The sequence below is a fragment of the Bacteroidota bacterium genome, assembly GCA_016213405.1.
GTDB lineage: Bacteria > Bacteroidota > Bacteroidia > Palsa-948 > Palsa-948 > Palsa-948.
In genome coordinates, this window is sequence record JACRAM010000116.1 from 65651 (window position 1) to 86491 (window position 20841).

Consider the following 20841-nt stretch of genomic DNA (forward strand, 5'->3'; position numbering starts at 1 on the left):
ATTGGAATTTAAAGTACTTTCGGATTCGCTTTTTGCGATTAAAAATGTATAAAGAAATTATAAAATGCAGAATCTGCGGAAACAAAAATTTGGTTCCGCTTATAAATCTTGGGGTGCAAGCACTAACAGGTGTATTTCCTAAAAGCAAGTCTGATAAAATTACTTCTGGTCCTTTGGAATTAGTGAAGTGCCATCCTGAAAATGCAAATGATGATGTTTGCCATTTGGTGCAGCTTCGCCATTCCTATAGCAGCAGCGAGATGTATGGAATGAATTACGGCTATCGTTCGGGATTGAATCAATCTATGGTAAAACATTTGACATCTATTGTTAATGAGATTATTTCTACAGTTGATTTGAGAAAAAATGATTTAATAGTTGACATTGGAAGCAATGATAGTACATTGTTGCAGCAATATCCAAACGATAAAGGATTACTGCTGGCAGGCATTGATCCAACAGGAACAAAGTTTCAAAAATATTATCCTTCTCATATTGATTTGATTCCCGACTTTTTTTCTTTTGATAATATTAATAATAAATTTCCTGGAAAAAAAGCAAAAGTTATAACTTCCATAGCCATGTTTTATGATTTGGAAGATCCCATTTCTTTCGTGAAACAGATCCGCGATACACTTGCGGATGACGGTATCTGGGTTTTTGAACAAAGTTATTTGCCCGCCATGCTTGAAACAAATTCATATGATACTATTTGTCATGAACATGTTGAATATTATTCGTTGAGGCAAATAAAATACATGCTGGACAAAGTTGGTTTTAAGATAATTGATGTGGTGCTTAACGATGTGAATGGCGGAAGTTTCAGAATCACTGCCGCAAAAAATAATTCTTCGCATAATCCCAAGCAAAGCGTAGCGAAATATGAATCGGCAGAAAATGAATTAATGCTTGATACATTAAACCCTTATGAAATTTTCAAACAAAATATTGAACAGCATAGGCAGGAACTAATTGCTTTGATTCGCAGAATTCAAATGGAAGGAAAAAAAATATTTGGTTACGGAGCATCTACAAAAGGAAATGTGATTTTACAATATTGCGGGCTTACTCTAAATGATGTTCCTTTTATTGCGGAAGTGAACGAGGATAAATTCGGCTCTTATGCACCGTTTACACTTATTCCGATTATCTCTGAAAAAGAAGCATGGCAGATGAAACCGGATTATTTTCTGGTTCTTCCTTGGCATTTCAGAAAAGGAATCCTTGAAAAAGAAAATGAATTTTTAAAATCGGGAGGGAAGTTTATTTTCCCGCTTCCAAAAATTGAAATTGTTGATAAATGAAGAAAGCCATTGTTGTCGGACATACTGGCCAGGATGGCACCTATCTTTCTTCTCTGCTTCGTGAAAAAAAGTATGAGGTAGTAGGTATTGATATCAAAGAGGTATCAGAAAATAAATTTGGAATCAAGCATGTGGATGTGCTGCAAATGCCTCATGTGGAGAATCTTCTTCAGAAAACTCAACCGGATGAAATTTACTTTCTGGCTGCAGTTCATCAGTCTTCTTCAGAGAAGCCGGTAGAAGACGGTGAGCTTTTTCAGATGAGTTTGAATTTGAATGTAAAGGCACTGATAAATTTTCTGGAAGGCATCAGAAAGCATTCCAAGCATAGTAGAATATTTTATGCCGGTTCATCACATGTTTTTGGAAGCCCGGTTCTATCTCCTCAGGATGAACGAACCCCATTTCAACCCGATTGTATTTATGGCATAACAAAAACTGCTGGGATAAGAGCCTGTCATTTTTACAGGGAAAATCATGAGATATTCGCAAGTGTCGGGATATTTTATAATCATGAATCATCCTTGCGCGAATCAAAATATGTTTCAAAAAAAATTGTTGAAACTGCTGTGTCAATAAAGTACGGGAAGAAAAACGAACTTATCCTTGGAAATCTTGAATCTCAGATTGACTGGGGATATGCACCTGATTACATGCGGGCTGTTCACTCGATGATGCAGTTATCCTGTGCCGATGACTTTGTTATTTCAAGCGGAACCATTCATACAATAAATGATTTTGTTACGGTGGTATTTGTTTATTTAGGACTTGATTGGACTAAATTTGTAAAAGTAAACCCCTCACTTATTACAAAGAAGCAAAAACTAAATCTTTTTGGAAACAACCAAAAAATAAGAAAAGCGACAGGATGGTCTCCAAGTATTGATTTTAATGAACTCACAAAAATTCTGGTTGACGAAGAATTAAAAAAGCATGGCTCAAAGTAATACACTCATATTTATTCCCACTTATAACGAAGTGGAAAACGTTGAACGGATTTTTCGCGAGATAAAATCTTTTAATCTTGGTGCAGATATTTTATTTTTGGATGATAATTCCCCGGATGGAACCGGAAAGCTGATTGATGAGTTGGTTGAAAAAAACAAAGATACATTTGTAATTCACCGTGCAGGAAAATTTGGAATCGGAAGCGCGCATCAGGAAGGGATAAAATTGGCGTATGATAAAAATTATGAAATATTAATTACGATGGATTGTGACTTTACCCATTCGCCATCTTATATTATTAATTTTATCAGGCATAGCGATAGTGCGGATATTGTCGTAGGTTCAAGATATATGAAGAAACACAGTCTGGCAACATGGAATGTTTTTAGAAAATTTCTTACCAATCTAGGTCATTTCCTGACTGTTAATTTATTGGACATGCCCTATGATGCAAGCGGTGCTTTCCGATTGTATTGCTTAAAAAGAATCGACAGAAAACTTTTTTCTCTTATTCAGTCAAACGGTTATTCTTTCTTTTTTGAAAGTCTTTTCATATTGCATTTTAACAGGAAAAAGGTAGCTGAAATTCCTATCGAACTTCCTGCGAGAACATACGGAACATCCAAAATGAACTATAAGGATGTTTGGAAGAGTTTTGTGTTTCTTTCGCAGTTATTTTTTAGAAAATCATTTGATAAAAAATCTCTATACACTCCATGACAACACACGCAGGAAAAGAAAAAGAAATAGAGCAAGACTGGGATATTTACTGGGCGGATAAAGACAAGCCGGGAAATGCTGTTTATGATTTTCTTGCTGGAATATACCGCAGACTCATTGTCAAAAATATTTTAAATCATTTTATTAAAAAATATTTTTCAAAAGGAATTAATGTTCTGCATGCTGGCTGCGGAAGCGGGCAGGTGGATGCTGATATTGCCGGGTATATTAACATTACTGCTTTGGATATTTCCGCAAACGCGTTGAAAATTTATAAGAGCATTCATGGAACTGATTGTAAAACAGTGCAGGGCAATATTTTCTCTTTGCCATTTGAAAATGATTCTTTTGACGGCTTGTATAATTTAGGTGTGCTTGAGCATTTTACGCAAGAAGAGATAAAACAGATTTTAATAGAATGCAAGCGCGTGATAAAACCCGGAGGTAAAATAATTATTCTATGGCCTCCCACATTTGGCTTTACCGTATTTATACTGGACAGTGCGCATTTTATTCTGAATAAGATTTTCAGAATGAATATTAAACTCCATCCTGACGAAATTACACGTGTGAGATCGCGCAAGCATGCAATACAAACTTTTGAAAGCGCTGGTTTTAAAATGCTTGAATATTATTTTGGAATAAGAGATATTTTCACGCAGGCAGTTGTTGTAGCTAAAAAATAGTTTTTACTTTCGATATATGATACTCGTAACAGGCGCAACCGGATTTATCGGAAGGGAATTTATTCGGCAACTGTCAGAAAAAACAAATAAGAAAAATATTCTATGTCTTGTATATGATATTTGTGACAGTGAACTTGAGCGCGCAGGTAGAAAAAATCTAGATGATTTAGGAATTACTTATTTGCCGATTGATCTGGTGTCTGGAAGAGGAATGGAAAAAATACCGAAATCGCCCGACACGATATTTCATCTGGCATCCGTCACCATCACTGCGTCAAGAGATCACAGGGTAAATGATGTGGGCACTAAAAATCTGATTGATGCGATTCAGCCTATAAAACCCGCTATGAATTTTATTTATACGAGCACGATTTGTGTAAATGACATGCGAAAAGATTTTTCTGCTCCTGTTACAGAGTCAATGGAAACGCCTGTTCATCCGGCAAATCTTTATGGTAGAAAAAAACTGATAGCGGAAAATTTTCTCAGGAAGTCTGCTTCTGAAAACAAATTTTCATTATCCATTATCCGTGTAACCGGAGTTTATGGTGTTGGTGCAAGAAAGAACGGATTGTTTGATAGTGTGGAACAGTTGGTTAAAAAAAAATCTTTGCTTATGAGGGTAAATTGGCCTGGTAAAATCAGTATCATTCATGTAAATGACATGGCTGCATTTATTTATGGTGTATCTGAAAAGCAGCCGACACCTTCCTCCTGCGAAGTATACATTCCTTCCATAGAAGCAATAACTTTGCAAGAAATGAGCAAAATAGTGCATAGTGTTTTGTGTATTGATTACAAAGAATTTCGTTTACCGAATTTTTTCTGGAGCATCTGCCGTTTCTTTGCCCGAAATAAAAATGTAATTGAATACATTATGCCGCATAAATTGTATGATCGCTTCTGGCAAGCATGTTTGCTTGTAAATAATGAATTCTGGAATCAATCCGAAAAAATATATTCCGTTATTGATGGTTGGAAGCCGATGAAATATGCTGAATACTTTAATCAAAAGAATAAAAAATAATGTTCAAGGAACTTTTTGCATTTATAAGGAGGAACGGAATGAAAAGCATCTTCGTACATTTTTTTGAATTATACATAGGAGGTTTTTTGAGACTGATGCCAGGTGTTGGCGGATTGTTTTTCCGCGGATTGTTTTACAAGATGCTTTTTTCTGCTTCCGGAAAAAAACTCATCATCTATCCGAATGTCTATATTATTTTTTCTCATAAAATTTCTGTGGGAGACAGAGTGGCGATTAATGTGGGAACATATCTTGAGGGCAGAGGAGGAATCAAAATGGGAAATAATATATTGATAGGACCGAATGTGGTTTTTGCAACGGCTGGTCACGGGAATTCCCGAACAGATATTCCGATGTTTCAGCAGCCGGTAACGCTTGGTGAGATTGTGATTGAAGACGATGTTTGGATAGGTGCCAATGTGGTAATCAACATGGGAGTGACCATTCATAAAGGATGTATCATTGCAGCAGGTTCGGTGGTTACGAAAGATGTTCCTCCTTATTCTGTATATGGCGGTGTGCCGGCAAAATTTATTTCTAACAGAAAGGATAACCCGGAATTAAAAAATGAAAGCGAAGGAAAACTCTCCTGAACTGCACAAAACTTCTTCTGCTTCCCCCGCGCTTAATTTTATTTTAGGTGCGCTGATAATTCTTTTCTGTTTCAGTCTGTTTAAAAATATTTCCTATCCTCTTGTCTGGAACGATGAATCGGAAGGCATAATGGCGGGTCAACGCATTCTTGAATACGGTTACCCGAAAGTGCATGACGGAAAAAATACAGTTATCTCATCGCTTGCGCCAGGTATTAATGTTGGCTACAAAGAAAAATACGATGCTAACATCATTATCACCTGGGGAAATTATTACTGGTGTGCGATTGGAGTTTTTCTGGCGAAGTTTACAAACGATATTTATACGAAAACCGCTATGCTTCGGCTTCCGTTCACTGTCATGGGGCTGTTCGGATTATTGATTTTTGTTTTCTCTGCCCGGAAACTCTTTTCAAGCAAAGAGCATTTTAAGATTTTTGCTGCGCTGTTTGTTTTTGTAGAGCTGTTTTCAATTGCGCTTATCCTTCACATGCGCGAAGCAAGATATTTCTCCCTTGTGATTTTCCTGAGTGCTTGTTTTTTTTACATCTATTCTAATTATTTTTTCTTTCGGAAGATGAATAACCTCAAGTACTGGATTGGAATGACGCTTCTCCTCTTCTTTACTTTTCATGTGAACTTCATTGCCTTTGCAATACTTGCAGCAACGCTGACGTTTAACAGGGGAATTATTTTTCTTTTTTCTTTTTTCAAAAATTCAAAGAACTTCAAGCAGGATTTTATTTCTGTTCTCCGGGAATCAGTTCCTCTTTTTGTTTCTGTTGTACTGATTTATCCTTTCGTGATTTTCTTTGAAATGTCAAAAACTTCTGCAGCCATGTCTGAGTTTGTGAAATTTACTTTTGATAGTTATAAAACAAATATCCAAATGATTTATAATTATCTCACCAACCTTGAGTTTGCATATACTTTTATTATTGTGAAAGCTATCTGGCTGTTTCTTAGATGGTATTTACCATCTGGTTCAAAAAGCAATAAGAATAAAAAAACTGACCCGATTGAGTTGTTTCAAAAGCTTTCTCTTTTTGCTACATCATTTTTTATTATTTACGCTCTGATTATTGCCCGTACTCCATGGCTTTTCGTACGCCATTACATTGTCATGCAGCCTGTAATGGTTTTAATAATGATTACTGATATTTTTATTGTTTTTTATCAAATAAGTTCTTTGCAAAAAAAATCTATTCCTATAGCGAAATTTTCCTGTGCGGCATTATTACTTATTTCTTTTTCTTTGAACGCAAAAAATAAAATTGAATATATAAAAGGGCATATTTATGAGATGACTCATCAATACAAAGGTGATCTGGATTATATCATTCCTTACATTCAGCAGAACTTTAAGAATACAGATAGCCTTATTATTGCAACCAATTATGAAGAATTTTCCTATATGTATTATCTTCATAGCAAAGTAACTATTGGTTATGTGTATAATAATATTGAGGACGATTTAAAATATATTCCCGATATTATTCTATACAGAAAATCATGGGGAACTGATCCGAAATATTTTAATGAATTTATGCAAAAAGCAAAATATCAAAAAGTTACCTTGCCGGTAGCGGATTATTTTGTGAATAATATTCCTGAATTCGGTTCTAATTTTGTAACACAGCACCAGTTTAAAACAAAACTTGCCAAAAATGAAAAGGAAATGATTGATATCTTTGTGCGCGTGAAAGAGTAGTTGTTTTTCTACAGCAATCACGGCTACATACTTCTTTTCTTTTCTTTTTTTGCTTTCCGTTTCTTTTTTCCTACATTTGTCGAACATATTCAACCCGTTGGACGAATGTCCAACGGGTTAAACCAAACAAATTTGCATGAATAAATTTTTTACCTCCGCATTTATGCTGGTTTCATTTTGCTTTTTTGCAAATGCACAGCAGTACCTCAATCAACCCATTCTTCAGAATCGTCCTGCGGAAAAGAAAGTTACTTTCTGGGATGTGGAAAAAGCATTCAATGAATACTGGAAAGACAAACAGCGCGGAGAAACCGAAGGAGAAAACGCTTCGGAAGGCGGTTATGAGCAATTCAAGCGGTGGGAAGCATTTATGAAGCAGCGAACTTTCCCCAGCGGAAATTTTCCAAGCCCTGAAATTCTTTTCAACGAACATTTGAAATTCAAAAACTCAGACGGATATAGAAAAGGAATTAATACCGCTGCGGCAAACTGGTCATTTCTGGGTCCGCATGTGATTCCGGGAAGCGGTGGCGGTTCGGGAAGAATTAACTGCATTGCATTTGACCCGAACAATTCAAACATCATTTGGATTGGAGCCGCTTGCGGTGGATTATGGAAATCAACCGATGGCGGAGTGACCTGGGCAACATCCAATACTGATTTGCTTCCTTCCATCAGCATCTCTGATATTGCCATTGACCCTTCCAATCCGCAAATAATGTATCTCGCCACAGGAGATAAATACGGAGTGTATTATCAGTATGAAGTTTGGGGGCATTACAGCGCGGGCGTTTTGAAATCTACCGATGGTGGCGCAACATGGAACAGCACCGGAATGAATTATACTATTTCAAACGGAGCCCTCATTCAGCGGCTGATTCTTGATTCGCTCAACACAACTATTTTATATGCCGCAACCAATACCGGAATTTTCAAAACCACTAACAGCGGCACATCATGGGTCAACGTGAAGGCAGGAAAATTTTATGACATTGAAATGCATCCTACCAACAACCAGATTCTTTATGCAGGCGACAGCGCTCTCGTATATCGTTCCACCAATGGCGGCACATCATGGACATCCATGGGACTCACTTCCAACGGAAGAAATTCAATTGCTGTAACAAGAGCAGTTCCGAATGCGGTGTATGTTTGGTCATCTGCCGGCTTGTCCTATTCAAGCAATTCTGGTGTCTCATTCACCAATCGCACCGATCCCACATCCTACTGCACTCCCTACGGGTATTACGATATGGTTATAGATGTTTCTCCCGTGAATCAAAATGTGCTGGTGGCCGGAGGTTTGTTAGTGGCTCTTTCCACTAATGGAGGAACCACATGGACAACCGTTTCCGACTGGAACAGTTTTCCTGCACCCGATTATGTGCATGCCGACCATCACGCGCTTTCATTCGTGCCCGGAAGCAGCACAAAGATTCTTGCCTGCAACGATGGAGGAATTTTTCAAACCCTTGACCAGTGTTCCACCTGGACTGACCTCAGCAATGGCATTGACATCAAACAGTATTACAGATTTACCAACTCATTTCTTACTCCCACCTTAATGTTTGCAGGGGCGCAGGATAACGGAACGGATAAAATTACCGGACTCAATACCGCCACACGGGTTTATGGAGCCGATGGCGAAGACTGCCTTGTTGATTTTACAAATGATAATATTGTTTTTGTTTCATCACAGGGAGGAAATTTTCAGCGTTCAACTGACGGAGGACTTTCATTTTCCGGTATGGGTGCGAGCGGCTGCGACTGGACTTCCCCTATTGCCATGGATCTATCCAATCATAACACCATGTATGTGGGCGGGTCTTCCATATCCAAATCACTCGATAACGGAGTTACATGGAATACTCTTCCGGGAGCTTTTGACGGAAGCTGCATGTACTCGCTTGAAGTTTCTCCATCCAATGGAAATTACGTGTATGCCGCAACCTTCGGAAATATTTACCGCACCACCAACGGTGGAACAATCTGGAACAGCATTACCGGAACTCTTCCTGTAGGAAGCGCGGCTATTTCCGGGATTGCGATAAATGGTTCAAACCCCGATGCGGTATGGGTTACGCTTTCAGGATTCTCTGCCGGCAATAAAGTTTACTACACCGGTAATGGCGGTGCCTCATGGTCAAATATTTCAGGCACGCTGCCAAACATTCCGGTTAACTGCGTGGAGTATCAGAACGGAAGCAACGACATTGTTTACATCGGAACCGACCTGGGAGTTTTTTATACCGATGCAACGCTCAACAACTGGTTTTCTTACAATACCGGTTTGCCCAACGTGATTATTGACGAACTCGAAGTGTATTATCCGTCAAGCAAATTGCGTGCGGCAACTTTCGGGCGCGGAATATGGGAAAGCGATTTGCAGATTTCAACGCTGCAAAATGTGGATGCAAGCGCCATGACCATGGCGTATCCTCCCACACAAACCTGCGATACATCCATAGCGCCTGTGGTAACCATTCGCAATGCAGGAGTCAACACCCTTACATCGGTTGATTTGAAATATAAAATGGATGCGCAGCCCCTGCAAACCTATAGCTGGTCGGGCTCGCTTGCTTCATTGGCAACTGCAAGCATCACACTGCCTGTTTATGTGCTCCTTAGCGGAACGCATACGCTCACTGCGTATACTACCAATCCGAATGCTACCACTGACCAGAATAATCTGAACGATACCATCGTGCGAACGTTCACTATTCTCGCAAACCCTGTGGCGTTGCAGGCGCCTGTGCAGGAAGGATTTGTATCCGCAGCTTTTCCTCCAACAAACTGGACGATTGAAAACTCAAGCTCGCTTTTGTCGCGTTCAACGGCTGCTGGCGGTTTTGGTAATTCTGCTGAATCCATGATATCGAATTTTTACAGCATCTCTTCAGGAACGGATATGCTCATTTCTTCATTCCTCGATTTTCAGAACATTAATCCGCCCATCCGTTTATATTTTGATGTAGCTTATGCCACTTACAGCCCATCGTATAACGATACGCTTGCGGTAGATTTATTTGACGATTGCCTCGCATCCTCAAACATCGTTTATAAGAAAGGAACAACAACGCTGGCAACAGCGCCTCCCACCACCAGCGTATTCGTTCCCTTACCCACTCAGTGGAGAACCGATACGGTGAATCTTGATACCATGGCAGGAAAACCCGCTATGCGTGTGCGCTTTCTGGCGATAAGCGGTTACGGCAACCAGCTTTACATTGATAACATCAACCTGTCGGGAACTCCGGTGGGAGTTGCTCCAATCTCCAATCTCACTTCCCAAATCTCTGTTTATCCAAACCCATCAAGCGGAAAGGCAAATGTGATAATTAGCCAATTTGAAAATTTGAAAATGAAAGGCATTGAAATTTATAATGTGTATGGAGAAAAAATTTATTCGGCTGTTAATTTTCAAATCAACTCATCTTCAAATTTTCAAATTGATTTGTCCTCCCAGCCGGAAGGTGTTTATTTCCTCAAAGTTATTTCTGAGCAGAATACGGTTGTCAAAAAAATTGTCATTAGCCGATAATGCAGTTGCGTGTTTTTTTTAACATACTCTCGCTGGCGCTCTTTTTCTTTATCGGAATAATAGGGCACTCGCAGGAAGAAGACGAACCCGCAGTAAATAAAAAAAGCGGAAAAGGTTTTCATGCCGGGGTTTATCTCGGCTCTTTCTTCGCCAACAAATACACCACAGCGCTTTATGACGGCTATGGTTATGATGTGGATGGAAAGAAAAATGATTTCCCCAACAGTTTTATGTACCGCAGAATTGTGATTGATTACGGTGGCGGCAACGGGCAAACCGATGTGGTGATGCAGGCGCTCAACGTAAGTCATAACGACTGGGCTTTTGATGCCACCGATATGCCCTCCAACCTCAAATACAATCCTGCCGTGATGGTGGGAATGAATTTTTTTTACGGCTTCACAAAAAAAGATGCGCTCCTGCTCAACGCCACCAGTTCAAAACTCACGCTCAACGGAAATTTCACCATCGTAATCACCGATCCTCTTATCGGTCCGCAGCAGCCGGGTTACCAGAACATAAAAACATTTTCCATCACAGGCGCTGAACAGCGTTATATGTTTCAGTTGGGCTACCGGAAAATTCTGGGCGATAACGATGTGTTTAATTTTTTTGTTGAAGCGGGTCCATCGCTTAACATTGCCAAATACGCCCGCAATCAGATTGCCATAAATAATCTTCAGATAGATTTGACTGCCTATTACAGCCAGCCCTACTATGCCACTTACCGCGCAAGGTATCTTAACGGAGCCGGCTTGGGCGCTTTTGCCGGGTTAGGATTTGAATTCAGGGCAAATGCCAAATGGATTTTGCAGGCGCTGTATGCTCCCTCTTATGAAAAAATTAACATAGGCGAAAATCCCAAATCAACATTGCAGAACGCGCTTGGCTTGAGGGCTTGTTACAGGTGGTAATTATTCTCCTGCTTCTTTCAGCGCCAGTTTTTCAATTTCAACTGCAAGGCGGAAGTTTGTATTCCTGATTTTTGAAAGAATGGGTTTGATGGACGGAATAATCCCTTTTAGTTTTGCTTTTACAATTACACCTATCGTGCCTGTGATTTCCAGCCCCAGTTTTTCAGCAATGCTCCTTGCCTTATAATCGTCAAGTATCAAAGTGCTGCCGGGGGTTTCAATGGCGAGAGCTATGGCGCTGGCTTCGCCTTTGTCTAATTGTATTTCCAGATTTTGCTGTCGCGATTTATCAACCGGAGATTTTATTTCAATCCAGTCAGGCAGGGGCTGACCGAATTCAGATGCCACTTCAAGCGTGGTGAGAATTTGCCCGTATGTTTTTCTTAAAAGGTCCAGTTCGCCAATGCTTGCTAAAACAATAAAGCAGCTGGTGTCAGAAATAATTGTTTTAGGCATTCTTCACATCTCTGGAAATATCAGAGGCGGGGTAGTTGAAAAGAGAGACACCGTATTTGCCGAGCAGTTCAGAAAAAACACGCTTGGTGAGCCCCACCAGTTCAGCCGCCTGTCCCAAAGAAAGTTTTCCCTGCTCATAGAGTTTTGCGGCAAGCATCTGCGCTGCTTCGTTTTCATCAATATTATCAGGCAGATTGAGCTTTAGTGTTTTCATAATGTAAAGTTACAAATTATTATGGATTCTGCAATTGCTCTGCGTCCTTCTTATGAAAAAATTAACATAGGCGAAAATCCCAAATCAACATTGCAGAACGCGCTTGGCTTGAGGGTTTGTTACAGGTGGTGAGGGCATAAAAACCAAGCGAAGAGTAGAAAGTTGAAAGCATGCTGGCGCTTGTACCAATGAAATTTCTTATCTCTATGGTGGCAAATAATTTCCCACAGGTGACAAACAATTTCCCATAGGTGACAAATAACTTGCCACTGGTGACAAATCAAATCCCGTAAGAGCGAGCCGTTCCGCTTCGTCACTGAACAATTCCGCTTCGTCACAAAGGCATTTAGTTCTGTCATTAAACAATTTAGTCCCGTCACTAAACAATTTAGTCCCGTCACTAAATATTTAGTCCCGTCACTGAATCATTCAGTCCCGTCACTGAATCATTTAGTCCTTTGGCTGAATCACTGCGCCTCGTCACTAAAACATTTAGTCCCGTCACTAAATCAATAAAACATCAATTTTAAATCAAAAACGCATAATCCTAAACCTTAAACCTTAACCTTAACCTTTATAGGACTTACGCACTCTTTTGGCTAAAGCCGATTTTTCGGCTGTTTCAATAGCCACGACCTTAAGGTCGTGGCAAATAATGGAACAACAAAAGGACTTTAGTCCAAACTGCGTAAGTCCTGCTTTAATCTTTTTTTCCATGCCAAAAAACAAAATTTTCCGCACAAAAGACACTTCAACTGTTTACTGTTTTTTATCATTGCCAATACCCGTTAAGTTTTGTTCCTTTGGAAAAGTTATTTGCAGAAGCAACTGATTGGAGGATTATTGCATCTATAACATAAAACCACTTTACATGAAAACCAAAACTTTAAGCCCCCTCCCTGACGCTTCGGTCAGGGCTGATAGAATCGTCAGCCTGACCTCTCCCGTTAGGGGAGGAATCATTCTCCTCACCGTACTATGTTTCATTTTTCACCCTTATGGGGGGATTAAGGGGGGCTTAGTGGCTTCCTGCTCCGCTCAGGGCATGTGGACGCAGAAAGCAAACTTTGGTGGTGGGGCAAGAATTGCTGCTGTCGGCTTTTCCATTGGTACAAAAGGATATATTGGATCTGGAAGGGATGGCTCGACTCTCTATCAGGATTTCTGGGAATGGGATCAGGCAACAAATGTCTGGACGCAAAAAGCCAACTTTGGCGGCACACCAAGAGAATATGCTGTGGGTTTTTCAATAGGCACTAAAGGATACATAGGTACTGGAAGTGATGGAATTACTGGTAGCAAACAAGATTTCTGGGAATGGGATCAGGCAACGAATGTATGGACACAGAAAGCAAACTTTGGCGGAACAGCAAGATATGGGGCTGTTGGATTTTCAATTGGAACAAAAGGATATATTGGCACGGGAGAAGACTCTTATTTTGGTCCGATCCGTGATGATTTCTGGGAATGGGATCAGGCAACGAATGTATGGACTCAGAAAGCAAACTTTAGCGGAGGGGCAAGATATGTAGCTGTTGGTTTTTCTATTGGCACAAAAGGATATATTGGTTTGGATACGATGAAGAATGATTTCTGGGAATGGGATCAGGCAGGCAATACATGGACACAGAAAGCAAACTTTGGCGGGGGAGCAAGAAACAATGCGGTTGGATTTTCTATCGGAACTAAAGGATACATAGGAACTGGGCAGGATAATTCTTATAGTGTTACAAAAGACTTCTGGGAGTGGAATCAGGCAACTAATTTGTGGACTCAGAAAGCAAACTTTGGCGGAACAGCAAGACACTTTGCGGTTGGTTTTTCTATTGGCAACAAAGGATATATCGGAACAGGAGGCTATCAGTTTGTGGGTGACACAGTTTTTTGGGAATTCTATGACATTAATATATCACCGGGGGCTGGTAATCCAATTTGCAGCAATCAATGTAATGGTACTGCAAACGCAAGCGCATCAGGCGGCACTCCGCCTTATTCTTATTCGTGGAGCACATCGCCCATTCAAACCACTTCAACAGCCACAGGGCTTTGCGTAGGCACCTACTCAGTTACTGTTTCTGATTCAATAGGAATTGCAACCAATACAGTCGCTATCAGCGATCTTCCTCCTCCATCCGCTCCGCCCATCTGCATGGTAACGGTAGATTCTCTTTCTCAAAACAATATTATTATATGGGATAAAACTTCTTTTGCATCTGCCGACAGCTTTATCATTTACCGGGAAATCGGCACCAACAATTATCAGCGCTTAGGAGCTGTGCCGTATGATTCGCTGAGTTTATTTGTTGATACCGTGCGCGCAAAATATTTTCCCAACACGGGCGACCCCAACGCAGGCACGTATCGCTATAAACTTAAAATGCGTGATAGCTGCGGCATCCTCAGCACCGCACTCAGCCCGTATCACAATACCATCTATATGCTTAACAACAGCGGAGCATTTTCATGGTTGCAGCTTTACACTGTAGAAGGAAGTTCTAATCCTGTTATCAGTTATATTCTGATGCGCGATGACAACAGCACTGGTGCCTGGCATGCAGTTAACAGTGTATCGGGCACACAGCAAACGGTAATTGATCCTTCTTATCTCACTTACCAGACTACCGGCTCATGGAGGATAGAAACGCAGTGGAGCATCGCTTGCACGCCAACAATAAAAAATCCTATAGCAGAAACTTTTATTTCATCGCGCTCAAATGTCTATAAAGTAGCGGGAGCAGGTGTAAATTCTATAGAGAATGATTTGCAAATAACTATTTCTCCCAATCCCACCAGCGGGCTGTTTAATGTGCAGATGAGCGGGTTTGCAGATGTGAAGATGAACAACATAGAAGTTTACAATATATATGGTGAATGTATTCATCCGCACATCCGCACATTTTCTAATCAGCAAATTGATTTGAGTTCTCAGCCGAACGGAATTTATTTTCTTCAACTAAAAACTGCGGAAGGAATGGTTGCAAAAAAGATTGTGGTGCAGCGGTAATAATCCTCATGCAAACCGCATCGCCTTCACAGGCGTGATGTACGTGATGATGTAAGAGGGGAGGAGCAGCATGATGAAACAAACCACAAACGTGCCCGCGTTCAGCAGCAGAACGTGAATCAGGTTAAAGTTAATGGGAATGGAAGAAAGGTAATACGTTCTTTCGTCAAGCGCGATCAGGTGAAATTGTTTCTGCAAAAGGCAAAGAGAGATTCCCAAAAGGTTTCCAAAGAGCAATCCTCTCCCAATTAAATACACCGCGTTGTAAAGAAATATTTTTCGCACGCCCCAATTATTCATTCCAAGCGCTTTGAGCGCGCCAATCATGTTGGTGCGTTCCAGTATCAGCACCAGCAATGCCGAAATCATGTTGATGGCTGCCACCAGCGCCATGAGCGCAATCACCACCACCGCGTTGATGTCCTGTGCATCCAGCCATGAAAAGATCTGGCGGTTCAGTTCCTTAATGCTCTGAGCCAGAAAACTAAAACCGATGATTTCATTCACGGAGGCAGTAACTTCATCTAACTTCTCATAATCATTGAGCAGCACCTCAAATCCTCCTATGGAATCTTTGTTCCATCCGTTCAGCTTTTGAATGTGAGCGATGTCGGCAATCACATACACCTGGTCAAATAGATCGCCCAGCCCGGTTGAATAAATGCCGCACACCGCAAATCTTCTTGCCCGCTGCTGCTGGTTCTCAATAAAGTAAATGATAATGGTGTCGTTCAGTTTCAGTCTCAGTTTCTCCGCGTGAAATTTTGAAATAAGAATTTTATCTGACTTAACGGAATCTGAAACCATGAATGGCTCTCCCTCCACAATGTTCTTTTTGAAAAACTCCCAGTCAAAATCGCTGCCCACGCCTTTCACCACCACGCCTTGCAGTTCATCTTTAGTTTTTATGATTCCTGCCTTCGTAGAAAAACTTTGTATGTGGCGGATGGAAGGATTCTTCTCCAGTTCGGCAAGAAAGGATGGATGTCGGTCAATGGGCGTTCCTTCATAGGATTCATTGTTATCGTAGTTGGTGATTTGAATGTGCGAGCCAAAGCCAATTACTTTATTGCGGATTTCTTTTTGAAACCCTGTAACAATCGCCAGCGTCAGAATCATGATGGCAAGCCCAAGCGTAATTCCGAGAATAGCTATATTTACAATGGGTTTTGAAAAACCTTTGTTGTTGGATATTATTTTTTTAGATATGAAAAACTCTGTGTTCATCTACTAAATACTAATCAGTACGAATGTACTAATTTCACTTATGTTCAGTTTCTTCAGGATTTGTTTGTTGTCTATTGTTTTCTGTCTATTTTCTACTGTTTGCTGTTTTTCTCAATTTGCCACTCCTCTCAAACTTCAGGACAAAACTTCTGCTGACCTGAAAGTTGGCGCACAGCAAACCGAAAAATATTTCCCGCTGCTCAAGGATAAGCGCATTGCGGTGGTGGCGCACCCGGCATCCATGGTGAAGAACACTCATCTTGTTGATACGCTCGTCAGATCAGGATTTAAAGTGAAAAAGATTTTCGCGCCCGAGCACGGATTCAGGGGTGATGCCGAAGCGGGAGAAAAAATAAAAAACAATATGGATGCGAAGACAGGGCTTCCCGTGATTTCTCTCTATGGGAAAAACTTCAAGCCGAAACCCGAAGAACTAAAAGATGTGGATGTAGTGCTCTTTGATTTACAGGATGTGGGCGCAAGATTCTATACCTATCTCTCCACGCTTCATTACGTGATGGAGGCATGCGCGGAAAATAAAAAGCAACTCATCATTCTTGACCGCCCTAACCCTAACGGATATTTTGTTGACGGACCTGTTCTTGAACCAAAGTTCAAATCATTTTCAGGCATGCATCCCGTTCCCATCGTTTACGGAATGACGATTGGAGAATACGCACGCATGATTAACGGAGAGAAATGGCTGGCGAATGGCGTGCAGTGCAAACTGGAAGTTATTTCAGTAGACGGGTATACGCACAACGATTTGTACCAGCTTCCTGTCAAGCCATCTCCCAATCTTCCGAACATGTCATCTGTTTATTTATATCCTACTCTTTGTTTGTTTGAAGGAACGATTGTCAGCGTTGGCAGAGGAACCGACAAGCCCTTTCAGCAATTTGGTTATCCTGAACTGAAGGCAGGGAACGATGCCTTTACTCCTCATCCTGTTAATGGAGCCAGCGAAAACCCTATGTACAACGGGCAACTGTGCTGGGGATTTGATGTTTCTGCTTTCGGAGAAATGTATGTGAAGTATTATGAAAAAATAAATCTTTTCTGGATGCTGAACCTTTACAAGACTTCTCCATTGAAAGAAAAATTCTTCAATAACTATTTTAATTCCCTTGCGGGAAACGAAACGCTTCAAAAGCAAATCAAGGAAGACAAAACAGAAGAGGAAATCCGAAATTCATGGGAAGAAGGGCTAACAAAGTTCAAACAGATAAGAAAGAAATATATCATTTACCCTGATTTTGAATAAATCATGAAACTTTTTTCAAAACAGAACGTACTAACTCTCAAATCCATTCACATGAAAAAAATATTCTCTTTACTATTAGTTCTTTTTGCATCAACCGGATTGTTTGCAAAAAACACTACCGAAGTTATTGCTGATTCAACATCACGCGATACTTCCAAATCAGGAAACAGTTTTTTCAGACATGAACTGAGTTTAGGCGCAACAAATTTATCAGACCGCATGTTTCCCTTTTTGTACTGGGATTATTTTTATATTGATTATTACGATTTCAGTGATTACTTTTTTATTATGACAAATAATATGACTGTTCCTACGTATGGGCTTTCCTATAAATTTCATTTCAGAAAAATTGCATTGCGTGCCGGTTTGGATTTTAATACTGACAGGAGTAATCTTAAGAAAACTAAGTCTTACTCTTCAACATCACTTACAAGCAAGGAAGAATATTGGTTTTCCCGCTTTGGCGGAAGGATTGGTATGGAAGTGAAGAAAGATGCAGGCAAAACCCAATGGTATGCCGGTGGAGATTTATTCTTTGAATACTTTAGTTCAAAATACCAATTTACAGATTTAGGTATTATAGATGATTACAAATTTACCCGTATCACATTCGGAATGAGTCCTCTTATAGGAGTTCGGTATTATTTAAGCAAAATAATTTCTCTCTCTGCTGAATCCAAATTCAATATTTATTATAATACATACAAAATTGATTATATGAATACAGATCCCTCTCCTTATTGGTATATATATATTGGTTCAGGATTAAGCACCAAAATAAGTCCCATCGGTCAAATTGGAGTGAACATTCATTTTTAATTTCATCGGTTCAGGATCAATAGTTGTTTCAGAACTTATGATTACGAAGCATCCCTGCCACCTTCTTGTCAATAGGGAAAGTAAAATCGTTTTCATTTATTTCTGCAATTGAAATCCATCGGAAAGATTGGGAAGAAGCCCCTCCTACCTGCCCGCCCGGCAGGCGGGAATCCTCCCCATCGGGGAAGGCTTGCTGTCTCTTATCTCCCTCCCCAATGGGGAGGGCAGGGGTGGGGCTTGAGTTTTTGGTCTTCACTAAATAATAAATGCTGATTATCTGCTGGTCGTGATGAAAGGCGGAGAGTTGAAAAAAATCTGTGGTGTAAAAATGTTTCAATATTTCGATTTCGCAGCCGAGCTCTTCTTTAAATTCTCTTTTTAGGCAGTCCAAAGTCCCTTCGCCCCACTGTAATCCGCCTCCGGGAAATTTTGTCATCTCTTTTCCGAAACGGAATTCATCCGTTACAAGCACTTCATTATTGTCGTTTATCAGCAAACCATAAACGCGTATATTGAAAATGGACATACCTTTGGATTAGTAACTCACTTTACGCAAAATGTTCAATATTCAATGTTCAATTCTCAATTCTCAAATAAAAAAACACAGTGCAATTCATTGAACATTGCGTATTGAATATTGAATATTTTTTTTAAAATGACTTGTGCGTAACATCAGTTAGTAAAACAAAAGTATTAAAAACATCTACTATGATTTTCAAATCGAAAAAGGAAATGCTTTATGTGATTCTTGCCATGTTTTTTGTCACCAACGCCATTGTGGCAGAAATGATAGGAGGAAAGCTAATTGACATACATCTTTTCGGTTTCAGTTTTAAATTCAGTATTGGCATTCTTCCCTGGCCCATTGTTTTTCTTTCCACCGATTTGATAAATGAATATTTCGGCAAAACAGGAGTGAGAAAATTATCCATCATCACTGCCTGCCTGATTGGGTATGCGTTCCTTCTTCTTTTTGGGAGCATGAAAGTTCCTGCCGCGTCTTTTTCGCCTGTGCAGGATGATGCCTTCACCAACGTGTTCGGGCAATCCATGTGGATTATTGCAGGAAGCATCACCGCATTTTTAGTTTCGCAGATGATTGATGTTTTTCTTTTCTGGTTTTTCCGAAACAGGACTGGCGGAAAACTTCTCTGGCTTCGTTCAACGGGGTCAACGGTGGTTTCGCAACTGATAGATTCATTTATCGTTCTTGGGATAGGGTTTCTTCTTCCCGGAAAAATTTCCATTTCTGATTTTGTAAATGTGGGGCTGACTAATTATTCCGGAAAACTGATAATAGCTATTGCGCTCACGCCATTAATTTATCTGGGGCATTTCCTGATAAATAAATACATCGGAGAAAATGAATCACACACAATGATTGAAGAAGTTGTGAAAGAAGAAAAAAAATAATCAGAACTTTGAGCGTGAACGCTTTCGATACATCACCTTGTAGCCAACCGTAAATACACCAAACATGTAAGCATCCTTATCTGTGTGGTCGCCCCGCTGTTCTCCGATGCATGGGTAGCAGACGTCCGGTCTGTTTTGATCTGCGGGGTTAGCAAAATAAATTGCCTTCGGATTTCCATTAAAAATGGCAGGGTCAGCGTAATTAGAACTGACATCATCCATATAATCTGTAAAAGTTTTTCTCATGCCGAGTTCAAAGCCAACTCCCCAGTAACGGTTAATCGCAAAACGGGCTCCCCCGCCTAAAGAAATTAAACCTGTTAACCTGGAATAAGTGACTCCTTCTGTCTTCAGCGGCTGCAACGCATACCATGCCTTGTTTGTATACCTGCCTTTGGGATTAAAATAAACGGCACCTCCGCCTCCGAATAAATAAATCTGCCGGTCCTTATGTGACATTCCGCGCACGCCTTTGATTTTATAAATATGACCCTTCTGCTCCTTGATAAAATTAAATTCTACTTGTCCGGAAAGTTCAAAAATATTTGACTTGAAGTTGATGTTTCTTCTGTTGCGGAAATATTCTTTGGTTAGTTTGTCATCCCCTCTTAGAATTCCCCAATAAATATTTCCTTTTACTGAAAAGTATTGCTGTACTTTAAATCGGATGCCCGCACCAAGTGCCGGGCGGGTTAAAACAAGCTCAAGATCCTTCAATCCATTTGTTCCAACCTGATTTGCTCCCCCCAAGTCACCGAGAAAATTAGAAGCGCCCAAAGAACCAATCAACTCATAACGGTAAGGGGGCTTTTTTCTGCCAAAAGTACTGCGTCTGCGCTTGTGCTGTGCATCTGCTTCTGAAGCAATAATAGAAAACAATAATATGAACAATAATATCTTACGCATTATATTTACAACTTTGTATGCAAAAGTAGAGAAAAAATTCTTTTAAGAGAATAATAAATTTTAACAAAAAATCTATAGTGCGAGAGAGAGAATT

Annotated in this window: 18 protein-coding genes; 13 read left to right on the forward strand and 5 right to left on the reverse strand. The window is 40.2% G+C overall.

All coding sequences use genetic code 11. The annotated features are described in order from the left end of the window. The first annotated feature begins 44 nt into the window (after window positions 1–44). The 9 genes from HY841_13980 to HY841_14020 all read left to right on the forward strand — a co-directional run bounded on the left by HY841_13980 (window position 45) and on the right by HY841_14020 (window position 11444). Window positions 45–1304 carry a class I SAM-dependent methyltransferase gene (locus HY841_13980; protein MBI4931867.1) on the forward strand — a complete coding sequence of 420 codons (1260 nt, stop codon included), beginning with the start codon at window positions 45–47 and terminating at the stop codon, window positions 1302–1304. Next, window positions 1301–2251 (forward strand): GDP-mannose 4,6-dehydratase, encoded by a 951-nt coding sequence (locus tag HY841_13985; GenBank protein ID MBI4931868.1) that lies wholly within the window; start codon window positions 1301–1303, stop codon window positions 2249–2251. Before HY841_13980 ends, HY841_13985 begins: the two co-directional genes overlap by 4 nt. After that, window positions 2238–2972: a glycosyltransferase gene (locus HY841_13990; protein MBI4931869.1), complete on the forward strand. Its 735-nt coding sequence runs from the start codon at window positions 2238–2240 to the stop codon at window positions 2970–2972. Before HY841_13985 ends, HY841_13990 begins: the two co-directional genes overlap by 14 nt. Then, window positions 2969–3658, forward strand: a complete 690-nt coding sequence (locus HY841_13995) for a class I SAM-dependent methyltransferase (protein MBI4931870.1) — start codon at window positions 2969–2971, stop codon at window positions 3656–3658. The genes HY841_13990 and HY841_13995 overlap by 4 nt, the downstream gene beginning before the upstream one ends. Window positions 3659–3674: 16 nt before the next feature. Further along, window positions 3675–4685 (forward strand): NAD(P)-dependent oxidoreductase, encoded by a 1011-nt coding sequence (locus HY841_14000; protein MBI4931871.1) that lies wholly within the window; start codon window positions 3675–3677, stop codon window positions 4683–4685. A gap of 38 nt (window positions 4686–4723) precedes the next feature. After that, window positions 4724–5278, forward strand: coding sequence for an acyltransferase (locus tag HY841_14005; GenBank protein ID MBI4931872.1), 555 nt, complete (start codon window positions 4724–4726; stop codon window positions 5276–5278). Then, on the forward strand, window positions 5253–6989 hold the full coding sequence (locus HY841_14010; protein ID MBI4931873.1) for a hypothetical protein: 1737 nt from the start codon (window positions 5253–5255) through the stop codon (window positions 6987–6989). The genes HY841_14005 and HY841_14010 overlap by 26 nt, the downstream gene beginning before the upstream one ends. Before the next feature lie 136 nt (window positions 6990–7125). After that, window positions 7126–10530: a T9SS type A sorting domain-containing protein gene (locus HY841_14015; GenBank protein MBI4931874.1), complete on the forward strand. Its 3405-nt coding sequence runs from the start codon at window positions 7126–7128 to the stop codon at window positions 10528–10530. Beyond that, window positions 10530–11444, forward strand: a complete 915-nt coding sequence (locus HY841_14020) for a hypothetical protein (GenBank protein ID MBI4931875.1) — start codon at window positions 10530–10532, stop codon at window positions 11442–11444. The genes HY841_14015 and HY841_14020 overlap by 1 nt, the downstream gene beginning before the upstream one ends. On the opposite strand, the gene HY841_14025 is transcribed toward HY841_14020, so the two are convergent. Continuing rightward, complete coding sequence (locus HY841_14025; protein MBI4931876.1) at window positions 11445–11900, reverse strand: DUF3368 domain-containing protein; 456 nt, start codon at window positions 11898–11900, stop codon at window positions 11445–11447. It lies immediately after the preceding gene. Continuing rightward, window positions 11893–12114, reverse strand: a complete 222-nt coding sequence (locus HY841_14030) for a UPF0175 family protein (protein ID MBI4931877.1) — start codon at window positions 12112–12114, stop codon at window positions 11893–11895. Before HY841_14030 ends, HY841_14025 begins: the two co-directional genes overlap by 8 nt. A gap of 871 nt (window positions 12115–12985) precedes the next feature. Between HY841_14030 and HY841_14035 the strand changes: the two genes are divergently transcribed. After that, the gene (locus HY841_14035) at window positions 12986–15118 is read left to right on the forward strand and encodes a T9SS type A sorting domain-containing protein (protein MBI4931878.1); all 2133 of its coding nucleotides are present in this window, start codon (window positions 12986–12988) and stop codon (window positions 15116–15118) included. Window positions 15119–15124: 6 nt separating this feature from the next. Here HY841_14035 and HY841_14040 read toward each other — a convergent pair whose 3' ends face one another. Beyond that, the gene (locus HY841_14040; GenBank protein MBI4931879.1) at window positions 15125–16345 is read right to left on the reverse strand and encodes an ABC transporter permease; all 1221 of its coding nucleotides are present in this window, start codon (window positions 16343–16345) and stop codon (window positions 15125–15127) included. A 40-nt stretch (window positions 16346–16385) separates the two neighbouring features. On the opposite strand from HY841_14040, the gene HY841_14045 reads away from it, so the two are divergent. Next, the gene (locus tag HY841_14045) at window positions 16386–17609 is read left to right on the forward strand and encodes a DUF1343 domain-containing protein (GenBank protein MBI4931880.1); all 1224 of its coding nucleotides are present in this window, start codon (window positions 16386–16388) and stop codon (window positions 17607–17609) included. 51 nt (window positions 17610–17660) lie between these two features. Further along, window positions 17661–18428, forward strand: a complete 768-nt coding sequence (locus HY841_14050) for a hypothetical protein (protein ID MBI4931881.1) — start codon at window positions 17661–17663, stop codon at window positions 18426–18428. Window positions 18429–18456: 28 nt separating this feature from the next. Here HY841_14050 and HY841_14055 read toward each other — a convergent pair whose 3' ends face one another. Further along, the gene (locus HY841_14055; protein ID MBI4931882.1) at window positions 18457–18954 is read right to left on the reverse strand and encodes an NUDIX domain-containing protein; all 498 of its coding nucleotides are present in this window, start codon (window positions 18952–18954) and stop codon (window positions 18457–18459) included. Window positions 18955–19139: 185 nt separating this feature from the next. On the opposite strand from HY841_14055, the gene HY841_14060 reads away from it, so the two are divergent. After that, window positions 19140–19841: a queuosine precursor transporter gene (locus HY841_14060; GenBank protein ID MBI4931883.1), complete on the forward strand. Its 702-nt coding sequence runs from the start codon at window positions 19140–19142 to the stop codon at window positions 19839–19841. On the opposite strand, the gene HY841_14065 is transcribed toward HY841_14060, so the two are convergent. Then, entirely contained in the window at window positions 19842–20747 is a 906-nt protein-coding gene (locus HY841_14065; GenBank protein ID MBI4931884.1) for a hypothetical protein, read from the reverse strand. It lies immediately after the preceding gene. Between the last annotated feature and the right edge of the window lie 94 nt (window positions 20748–20841).